Annotated in this window: 9 protein-coding genes; 3 read left to right on the top strand and 6 right to left on the bottom strand. The window is 55.1% G+C overall.

Annotated features, from left to right (window positions below; all coding sequences use genetic code 11):
• The 4 genes from PAT3040_RS17305 to PAT3040_RS17290 form a co-directional block, all read right to left on the bottom strand.
• Positions 1–1,051: YheC/YheD family endospore coat-associated protein (locus tag PAT3040_RS17305; RefSeq protein WP_258235013.1), on the bottom strand; the 1,051-nt coding region annotated here is incomplete at its 3' end.
• A complete protein-coding gene (locus tag PAT3040_RS17300) occupies positions 1,048–2,424 on the bottom strand; it encodes a YheC/YheD family endospore coat-associated protein (RefSeq protein WP_108993693.1) in 1,377 nt (458 codons plus the stop codon). The genes PAT3040_RS17300 and PAT3040_RS17305, both read right to left, overlap by 4 nt.
• A 34-nt stretch (positions 2,425–2,458) precedes the next feature.
• A complete protein-coding gene (locus PAT3040_RS17295) occupies positions 2,459–3,658 on the bottom strand; it encodes a YheC/YheD family endospore coat-associated protein (RefSeq protein ID WP_108993692.1) in 1,200 nt (399 codons plus the stop codon).
• Positions 3,659–3,676: 18 nt separating this feature from the next.
• Positions 3,677–5,050, bottom strand: a complete 1,374-nt coding sequence (locus PAT3040_RS17290; RefSeq protein ID WP_108993691.1) for a YheC/YheD family endospore coat-associated protein — start codon at positions 5,048–5,050, stop codon at positions 3,677–3,679.
• 248 nt (positions 5,051–5,298) lie between these two features.
• Between PAT3040_RS17290 and PAT3040_RS17285 the strand changes: the two genes are divergently transcribed.
• A complete protein-coding gene (locus PAT3040_RS17285) occupies positions 5,299–5,610 on the top strand; it encodes a hypothetical protein (protein WP_146200444.1) in 312 nt (103 codons plus the stop codon).
• Positions 5,611–7,319: 1,709 nt separating this feature from the next.
• Here the strand turns inward: PAT3040_RS17285 and PAT3040_RS17275 are convergent.
• Positions 7,320–7,670, bottom strand: coding sequence for a helix-turn-helix domain-containing protein (locus PAT3040_RS17275; RefSeq protein WP_087566630.1), 351 nt, complete (start codon positions 7,668–7,670; stop codon positions 7,320–7,322).
• Positions 7,671–7,850: 180 nt separating this feature from the next.
• Here PAT3040_RS17275 and PAT3040_RS17270 point away from each other — a divergent pair, with 180 nt between their 5' ends.
• Both PAT3040_RS17270 and PAT3040_RS17265 read left to right on the top strand, forming a co-directional pair.
• Positions 7,851–8,321: a hypothetical protein gene (locus PAT3040_RS17270; protein WP_087566629.1), complete on the top strand. Its 471-nt coding sequence runs from the start codon at positions 7,851–7,853 to the stop codon at positions 8,319–8,321.
• 55 nt (positions 8,322–8,376) lie between these two features.
• Complete coding sequence (locus tag PAT3040_RS17265; protein WP_108993688.1) at positions 8,377–9,726, top strand: DRTGG domain-containing protein; 1,350 nt, start codon at positions 8,377–8,379, stop codon at positions 9,724–9,726.
• 20 nt (positions 9,727–9,746) lie between these two features.
• Here the strand turns inward: PAT3040_RS17265 and PAT3040_RS17260 are convergent.
• Positions 9,747–10,080: YtpI family protein (locus PAT3040_RS17260; protein WP_307719169.1), on the bottom strand; the 334-nt coding region annotated here is incomplete at its 5' end.

The following is a 10,080-nucleotide window of genomic DNA, read 5'->3' as shown; positions in this document are numbered from 1 at the left end:
TGGAATTCGCCTCGAAAAACCAGAGGTGGCCGTCGCCGTCCACTCCCAGATCCATGGACATCTCCCCGAGCCGCAGACCCGAAGCCCGCTCGATCTGACGAGCGATCAGTACCGTCGTGCGCCTTACCTTCTGTAAAAGCATATGAGCCCGCTCTGCATCGAATGAATAGGTCAGCAGCTTCTCCGGATCCTCGATTTGACCACCGCGGGGGACATGGGTCGTAATACTGGAGACTCCAGCAAGCCGTGCGCCAATTCCTGTCATCTCCCATACGCCAAGCCGGTTCTTCTGCACGAGCGCGCGCAGATCGAAGCGGCGGTCCTTAAAGGAAGCGAGCGCAATGCCTTGCTGGGCGATGTAGGCCTCGCCGCCGCTTTGTTTCTGGATGCGGGTCCACAGCTTTCCTAACGTGGAGCAGTTATAGGTGGTGCTCCGTTTGTTTTCCTGTATTTTGAGCCGGTACGGCAACGGTTTCTCATGATGGACCCGGACGGTCATAATGCCTTTGCCTGCCTTGCCGCTCTCGGGCTTCAGATAGAGATAGCCGTGCTTGCGCAGCAGTCTGCCCAGTCCGCCGACTTGAACGAGGCGTCTGGTCGTCGGGATGAAGGGTCTTGTTCGGCTGGATTTGCGAAGCCATTCGAACAATTGCCATTTGTTAAAGAAGGAAGGGTTAAACAGCGTCACCCGCGAATGTCGGCGGCAGTCCAGAATTTTCTGCCGGACGGCAGGCTGCATCTCGTCCTCGCGCTGCGGAATCCGGTTATAGATAATGTCGGGAAACGGGAGCAGCGCCTTCTGCCACTGCCCGATCTCCTTGTGAAATACGAATCCTCTCAGTTTATTGCGATGGAGCAGAAGCTCATTGACCGTTAAAACATACACAACAAATCCCATCGCTTGACCGGTACGAATGAGATCGGCAAAGTTGCTCCGGTTGCCCCGAAAGCCGCCGCCCGGCTCGTCGACGGTCAGGATCGCGAGCACCGGCACGGGCCTGCCCAGTACGGCGGCCTTGTGCTCATTCTCCTCTTGCGGCAGCATATTCATTGGCCTGTTCCCCCCTGGAAGCGGCTCAAGTATAGACAGTGGTCAACGATGTAGGAAACAGAGGCTTTCCCTTCGGAGCGCAGCGCGGGCAGTTTAAAGATGGAGCGTCCCGGCTTTGCGTTTGCCTCGAACATCCATACCTCTCCCGACTTGTCGATGCCGATATCGAGTCCCAGCTCTCCCAGCCGATGCGGATAGTTGCGTTCGATCGCTTCGGACAGCTTGACGGCGACCCGTCTGGCCTTGTCGAGAATAATGTCGGCATTGTCGCCAAACGTCCGTCCCAGCGCTTGGCTCGGCGTCATGAGCGAGCCGCCGTTCTTCACGTGGGTCGTGACGCTGCCCCGGCCCGCCTTCTTGGCGCCTATGCCTGCCGCGATCCAGCGGTTGCTCCCGTTCTTGTGCATATGGAAGCGGAAGTCGATCGGGCAGCGGTCCAGCTCGATGAGCCGAATGCCCTGCTGGGCGACATAGCTGCTCATTCGGCTGCCGAGCCGCGCCTGCAGCATCCGCATCATCGTCTGGAAGCTGCTGTAGCGGACAAGCACATTCTCGCTGCCGCGGCGATAACGGACGAAGTAGCCTCTGCGCGGATGGTACGTCAATCTGTAGATGCCGATGCCCAGACTGCCGCCGGTCGGTTTGTAATACAGAAATTTATGTTTGTCGAGCAGCTCCTTTATCTTGGCGGAAGAGGGATTAGGGACGGACTCCGGCAGATGGGCAAGCGCCTCGGGATCGTTGTCGAGCAGCTTGTAGACATCGGCTTTATTAAGAAAGCTCCAGTTAAAAATCGGAATCTGGCGCTTTACGAACCGCTCCCGGACAGCGCTGATATAAGCGGAAGTCTCCGCCTTGCGATTGGGCAGCCGGTTATAGATGACGTCGGGCAGCGGCACGATGCGGCGGTACCAGCCCCCCTGGGGGTTCAGGAAGTAGCCGTTGACCGTCTCCTGCTGCCAGTTGATGTCGCCGGGCGTAAAGCCGAACATGAATGCCTTGCGGTCGCCGGAGCGAATAACCTGTTTGATGAAGCCGGAGCGGGTGCCGAATGGATAACCCTCCGAAGAGTGGATCATATCCGTCAGAATGCCGACCAGCGGCCCCAGCTGGATTTCGTTGTCGCCGTTTGCTTGCACGAAGACATTGCCGGGCTTCGGAATCCGGATCGATTGACGTACCCCTGCGGATAGATACAAGTGGTTGCCGGCTCGCTTCAGCGGCTTGATCGCGGCGGCGATCGTCTCGCCTCCCAGCCGGAGAAGAATCGACTTCTTGCCGGACAGCTTGAGCTGCCCCATGAGCGGTCTGGAGACGTAAACGATCTTATCGGATGCTTGAGAGAAGTGGACGTTGCAAGTTGTCAAACTCATGGATGAACCTCCTGAACTTTTCAAGACCATTGCCTCATGGCCGAGATTTCGATTGCGGGCGGGAAAGGCGGTCCTTGGCGGATCCGCCGGCTGTCGTCAAGGCAGGGGCGTTGCGGCTTGTCAAGTAACGCGCATACTGCAGCAGTCTGGTCACTGCAAGCCTGGCGGCTTGCTTGTCGCCGGCTTGCCGGAAGGCTTCTCTGCCCGGCTTGGCGTTCGTCTCCAGCAGCCAAAGCTTGCCGCTCGGCTCGAGGCCGAAGTCGAAGGCAAGCTCTCCAAACCGGCCGAAGCTCTCTTCCAGCCGGAGCGCGACTTGCCCGCTCAAGGCATGGATTTTGCGAAGCAGATGCTCCGCTTTGGAAGGCGTGAAGTTGGCTCCAAGCGTATCGGCTGCCGTAACCGCGATGCCGCCTCCGTGCAGGTTGGAGGTCATGGAGTCGCGACGGCCCAGTCTGGCTGCGGAACCGGATACTTGCCATTCTCCGGAGGCATCCTTCTGCAGCAAAACTCGAATATCGTAAGGACGATCGTCGAACGTTCGGAGCGGGAGATAGGGCTGGAGCAGGAAAGGCGAGCTTCCCATAAAGGATTGGAGCCAGGCGCCGAGCTTCTGGAAGTCCTTGAAGCTTTCCTTGAACGGCATGTTGTTCCGTGTCCTGCCCCGCACGATCAGCGCATCCGGCTTTAGCGGCGGGGCTTCGATATGCAGGAAACCTCTGCCCTGCATGCCTGCGGCTGGCTTCAGCACGACGCCGCGCGGAAGATCCGGCAGAAGACGTTCGAGCTGGGCGATCGATCGATAAGGTGCCGTTGCCGGCAAATAAGGAGCGATCGCGGAGTTATCGCGAAGACTTTCGTAAACGCGCAGCTTCGAGGGTAGCGAGCCGTTCAAGCGTTCATGGTGTTTCCGCTCGCTCATGGCGCTGAGTACGGCCGAGCAGCGTCTCCGGCTCTCCGCCGTTTTGGGGAAGCTTCGGTCATAGACGACATCAGGCAGCGGGACGAGTTCCGGTTTCCAGGCTCCGTCTGCATACCGGCAGCCGAAGAGCGATCCCGAGGCGGGATCGAAGCCTTCGGGAGAGAATACGTATACGTCGATGTCGAGCGTTTGCGAGGCGACGCTTAAGCTGCGGCTAAGCCGGGGCTCCGGAGGGAGCAAGGTGCCAGGCGAATCCGGCCGCGCCCCTTTGAGCGAGGCTGCCATAATGCCCAATACGATCTTGCTGTGCGGCATGGCTGCTACCTCCTTTGTCTAGAATCCCGACAGATGCCGGGCATATTGAATCATCATTCGGACGGAAGGCCGAATCTTGCCTTCGTTTAGCGGGGTGTTGTCGTTTTTGGACGGCTTGGAATTGACTTCCAACAGCCATACTTTGCCGCTGGTGTCCAGCGCCAGGTCGATACCCAGCTCTCCGAAATGGGCGGGAATATGGGTGTCGATTCCTTGCGCGATATGCAGAGCCGCGAGTCGGAGCCGCTTGGCGGATTCCAGCCGGCTGACGCTGGTGCTCAGGTTGCTTTTGGTCACGGCCGCGCTGACGGTGCTGAGCGAGCCGCCGCGCGCAAGATTGGAGACGAATTGCTGGTTTCCTGCCGTACGGGCGACGATGGAGGTAATGATCCACTTGCCGGCGGCGTTTTTTTGGACGAGCGCGCGGAAGTCGACGGGGCGCTTCTGAAACTCGATCAATTGCAGGCCTTGTTGAATCTGGTAGCGGGCTGTCTTCATCTTGGCGGAGATGGAGGCATACAGCTTAGGCAAGGAGGGATAGACCGCCCGCTTGGAGCCGGCGCTCATCGCATGGAGGGCTTGGTAGCTCTCGCCTTCCAGATGGGAGACGCGGATAATGCCCTTTCCCAGGCTGCCGCGGGCAGGCTTCAGGAAGACGTGGCTGTACCGCTCGCACATTTTTTTGAAGGTGGCGTAATTGCGCAGCAGATAGGATTCCGGCAAGTAGCGGTGAAGATCGGCATCCTTCTGGAGCGCGTCGAACACCTCGGGTTTGTCGAGAAACTTTTCATTGAATACCGCGGTTCCGTACAGCCGTTTCGCCTCGCTTAGAAAATGCTGCACGTTGGTGGCGTTCTCCAGCTTCCTTGAGGTAAGCCTGTTGTTCACGATATCCGGTGCCGGCATGCGGGTCTGTCTCCAGCCCCCGGCATACGTCCAGCCCTCGACAGAGCTTGCCGAGCCGCCGGACAGCGCGCCTGGCGTGAAGAAGTAGACGTGGGCGCCTTGCGCCTTGCACGCTTCGACGAGCTCTCGGCAGAACATGGTTATCGTGCCGAACGGCTTATCCTGCGTACTTGGGAAGTCGCGGCTGATAAGCACGCCGATCAGAGGTCCGATGGAGATCGTGCCGGAGCGGTAGTTGAACCTGAGCTGCGTTCGTCCGGCAGGGGGAAGTCCCATTCGTTCGGCAAGCGCTGGACTGATACGTATTCCGTCCGTTTTCGCGGACGGGATGATTTTGAGCGATTGGCGGAACGCGCCGAATTTCAGCGGCACATGCTGCCCGACCGGTATTTTCCATAGCTTCACATAGGCATCGCCTAACATGATCGTATCCTCCGGAAGCGTGCCGGAGCTCGTCACCTGTATGGCAACTTTCGTTTTAATCATTTCGATTCTCCTTCCAAACCAGGAGCAATTGCGATTAGAGGCGTGGGCCTATGGGTGAATGCACGAACTAATTCATCATATGAACCGTGCGTCTTGTGTGTGATTGCCCCAGTCATAAGGAACGAGATGCCGGCATATACTGCTTACTGCAAGGAAACGCGGACAAGTACGTGAAGGATGGAAGCGCTGGGGTGTTGTTAGACGAACCTATGGCTTGAAGAACTTTCATGCGAGGGGGAATGGGCAAGGTGAAGAAAAAGGGCAAAGGGAAGCTGAAGCATTTCATGTATATTCTCATTGCGGCAGGTATGCTGTTTTATGCTTTCGCGGCAGTCGATTCTGCGGAATGGGGAGGGGCAGGCGGCGTATTCTGGTTCATGTGGCTGGCGTTCGCGATCGTCATTATCGCGGCTAACGCGAATATGCTGCTGCTGACGGAGGAGAAGCGGGAGGCGCTGTCCCACGTCAAGCGAGCCAAGGTGCTGCGCAGAGAGCAGGCCGCCATAAACTTCGTGAATCGCCAGGTCGAGAAGAAGGCGCGCAAAATACGCGGCCATTGACGCGGCTTACAAGCGGGGAAGAAGGCTGCAAAGTGCAGTGCGATAGCGTAGCCAAAGTCGGGAAGAAGGCTCGTTAATGCGAATCCAATAGCGCAGCCGAAAATAGACGGGGCTTTCCCAAAAGTGTTCGCATGATAGGAGTACGTCCCAATTTATACGTGAAAGGACCTCGAATTCCACTGTAAAGTGGGGATGAGGTCCTTCTCGTAGTATAGGAAATGATACAACTCCAAGATTGTGAACAAAAGACTGGAAAATCTAACTGACACCAGCGACGCTATTTGGCCGATTTTAACCTTAAACAAATCTACCGGACAGGAAAAGGCACTGTTGGGGCGTAATGGAGCCAATTTGCGCTATGGTGATGCCAATAAGGTCATGTATGAGGCGGTCTATTAAATGTGCAAAGGAGAAATTGCGGGCAAATGTCCGGTAAGAAATGAACGGGAGCAAGTGTAACGGAACTGAAAGGCGTTATTTCGGCAAAAAGCAGCACTTCGCAAATCTAATGGAACTGACAGCCCTTATGATAGGCAAAAGTCCACGGTTTGCCTGGATTTCTCACGAACAACGTCGCAGTGTTCCGTTAGATTTTAAAATCACGCCAAAAGATCCATATAAGGGCCCTCATTTCCGTTGTGCGCCTAGCCAAGCTGGGTATAACTAGCTGATGAAAGTTCAGCCGGGGTAAAGGCCAAGCTGCCCCGTAGCTAGTAGGCAGGTCATGGAGAAATCCATGGGTTGAAGCCCTACGAAAAGCATGGAAAAGACCATACGAAGCAAGCCCGCAGGCCGTAACATCCGAGTAAATCCTGCCGCATCGTCAAAAGGAACCCGCAAGGGACAAGAGGGAGCCGGGCCCTGAGCGGAAGGGCGAAGGTCATGGAACGTACAAAGAACTTGGAGCAGCACGGAAGAACCCGCAGGTAGTTAGGGATCGGCATGTGGAGACAGTTATGCTCGGAACTAGGGAGACCCTCACCCACACGGCAGCAAGGGGCCGTAACGAGCAAACCTATCGTCACAATCTGGCCGAGTACGTACTGCGCAAGGTGAAGAACGTCGGAAAGCCGTATGCGGGAAAACCGCACGTACGGTTCGATGAGGAGGGGCTGGCAGTCCCAGCCCTTAGATGAAACTGTTGGCTCGGCTGTCGGCTTAGGAAATTATGCGAATATGTACAAATTTCATTGTCCGGCTTTCTAAAATAAATTAAATTGTACAATTGTACTCAAATGATATTCATGTGAATACGGAATGGGTCTGATTCAGACAAAAATTGTGTATATTTGAACAAAATTGTATGATTCAGTCACTTTTGGACCGGGGAATGTGTATAATTGCACAATTGATTTGCGGATTCCTCGACTTTCGAAAGCGCGAGCGCGCTTGTGGGGATGTGTGTTTATTTCGTTACGGACAGCTTGCATTGACTACCGACAAATTGCATTTCCTTCTTGAAATGGAAAGCGCCGCTCCGTTTTTGACGGACCGGCGCTTTTTGAAATTATAAGAAAGTATAAGTTTTCTCCATACTTGACCTATAATTCTCGGAATAAAACGCACTGCGCCGCCAAATGACAGCGACAGCCGTTTCACCTTGATTGTCGTGGATCGCATGCCTTGGATGCAGCTGTTTTTACGGATTTCACCTAAGTTCGTTCGTTTCCGGCAACGTGGCATAGCCAATGACGCCGGTGCGGCGTTCGCTACTCCATCTCCCGGAACTGGACGAGCTGCTTGACGAAGCGATAGACGACTTCTTGCTCTTTGACACTCAGTCCTGTCATCTGACTGATGATTTTGTCTGAATAGCTTTCGGCTTCGCCGCCGTCGATGCGGTTTGAGTTTCCAACCTGCACGAGCTGCTCCAACGGCGTCTGCAGCGCGGCAGCAATTTTGCCCAGTACATCGATGGTCGGATTTTTTTCGCCCCGTTCGACTTGTCCCATATAAGATGCGTTGATCTCGGCGCGCAAAGCCAGCTGCTCCTGGCTTAATCCCTTGGATTTGCGCACGAGCCGAATGTTTTCGCCAATCTGGCGCCCAATGTCGCTCATCCGTGTCACCTCAGCCTAACGATAGGGTTTTGGCAGGTTTTCGATCAACGTTCTATAGTATTTGATTTAAATACCGTCTATAGTCATTGACTTTTAAGTGGATGATTTATTATAATTATCATAAAAATACCAAAAGTGATAGACTGGTGGCGAAAATGGGTGAAGCCGGGTGAGTCAGCAATGATGGTAGAAGAGTTCGAGTTTTATCGCAAGGTGAGAGCAAATTATTGCAATGTGGCTTTCAAGGTTTTGTTCACTTACAGGTTGTCGCATCGGCATAACAAGACGGCCGTTGCCCATGGTTCATTCAGCTGCGGGGTTAACGCCCATACACAGACGTTGGAATATACTCTAAACTTGAAGACGGAGCCGATTCAGAGACCCTATAGCGAGAGCGGGACCTTCTTGTTCTCCAGCGTATACAAGGAAATTCCTTCTCAAGTGATAGAATACGAGAATTATCCCATTCATAAGCAGCGTTACCGCGTTCCCATTACATACGATTGGCATGATTGCGTGCGGAGCGGAGCCAAGTCTGGCATTAATGCGATCTCGATCCAGGCTTTGTTGCGCAAGTGGACATTGCACGGGACCGACGATGAGCCTATCGACGCCATTCTCAAGGTGACAAAGCTGCAATTCGACTGGTAGTCGATATTTCCATTGCAATCTCCTATAATGGTAGCAGACGAGGAGTGATCGATGGATGGCTTCCACCCCAAGCAATGTGACGAGCACGAAGCACGAGCAGATTATGCAGCATATCCAAGGACTTAAGGTAGGCACCAAAATATCGGTGCGGGCCGTCGCCAAACATCTTGGTGTCAGCGAAGGCACCGTTTATAAGGCGTTCAAGGAGGCGGAGTCTTCCGGACTTGTCAGCACGAAGGAACGAATTGGTACCGTCCGCATCGATCGCAAGCGGCGCGAAGCGCTGGATCAGCTGACTTTCGGAGAAGTGGCGGAGATCGTCGAGGCCCGTTTATTCGGCGGAGGAGACGGACTGGACAAGTCGCTTCACAAGTTTGTGATCGGCGCAATGGAGCTGGAAGCGATGATGAGCTATATCGATAGCGGCAGCCTGCTGATCGTCGGCAATCGCGTCAGCGCGCATCGCTGCGCCTTGGAGCAGGGAGCCGGCGTACTGATTACCGGCGGATTCGAGCCAAGCGCGGAGATCGTTCGGTTAGCGGACGAGCAGGGGCTTCCCGTTTTGTCGTCGAGACATGACACGTTCACCGTCGCGTCCATGATTAACAGGGCGATGTTCGACCGGCTCATCAAGCGCAAAATCATGCTTCTCGAAGACATCGTGACGTTCAGCAAACCGGCCGATGTTATCAAATCCGGCAGCAATCTGTCGGATTTTCACCGTTTGTCGCGCGAGACAGGCAACTTCCGCTTCCCGGTTTTAGACGACAGAGGCAGAGTTATCGGCATGATTACGGCGATGGATGCGATGGGCTCAGCCGATGATGCGGCCGTTGACCGCGTGATGACTCGGCATCCCATTACGGCGGCGCCGAATATTACAGTGACGTCCGCAGCCCATACGATGGCGGCGGAGGGGATCGATCTATTGCCTATCGTCGATCGCAACCGCAAGCTTCTCGGCGTCGTGACGCGGCGCGAGGTGCTGGACGCGATGCGGTTCGCGGGCAAGCAGCCGGAATCCGGCGAGACCTTCGAGGATTTGATGTGGTCCGGCTTCATTCAATCGGAGTCGAATGGCACGGAGGAAGCTAGCATCAGCTATCGCGGCGCCATTACCCCGCAGATGTCAGGCGCGCTCGGGATGGCTTCGGAAGGACTCGTCTCGACGCTTATGATGCAAGCCGCGAGGCAAATGATTCGGGAGACGGGCAAGCGGGATTTCCTGCTGGAAAGCATGACCTCCTATTATGTAAGGCCGGTGCAGATCGACAGCGAGGTGACGATCAAGCCCAAGGCGATGGAGCTGTCGAGGAAGTTCTCCAAGCTGGAGATCGAGGTGCTGGACGCGAAGGGGCTTGCGGCGAAGGCGATGCTTACCGCGCAGATGATCGATCCGTATTAATTCAAAAAAAAGAGCGGGGATTATCCCCGCTCCGTCGCCCGGTAGGCGCTTAAATTGCGCAGTCCGGCGAAGAGGTTGAACAGGCCGACCACCAGGAAGATGGCGCCGATGACGACCTTAAGCGTCGATTCATTTGACATGAACAGCTGAATGAAGGAGATGAACATCATCATGATGCCCATGCTGATGTTCATTCGTGCGGCATTGATGCCGCGTTTCCTCCCATCAGAGGAACGTCTCGACTTGTAACTGAACACGACGGACAGCACTAGCGAGATCAGTATTACAGGGAACAGCACCCATTGCAGCATTTCCAATTGTCCCATATGTTGTGACGACTCCTTTGTAGAGGTT

Source organism: Paenibacillus agaridevorans, assembly GCF_003112455.1.
In the GTDB taxonomy this organism is placed as follows: domain Bacteria; phylum Bacillota; class Bacilli; order Paenibacillales; family Paenibacillaceae; genus Pristimantibacillus; species Pristimantibacillus agaridevorans.
This window is presented reverse-complemented; position numbering and strand designations above follow the sequence as displayed.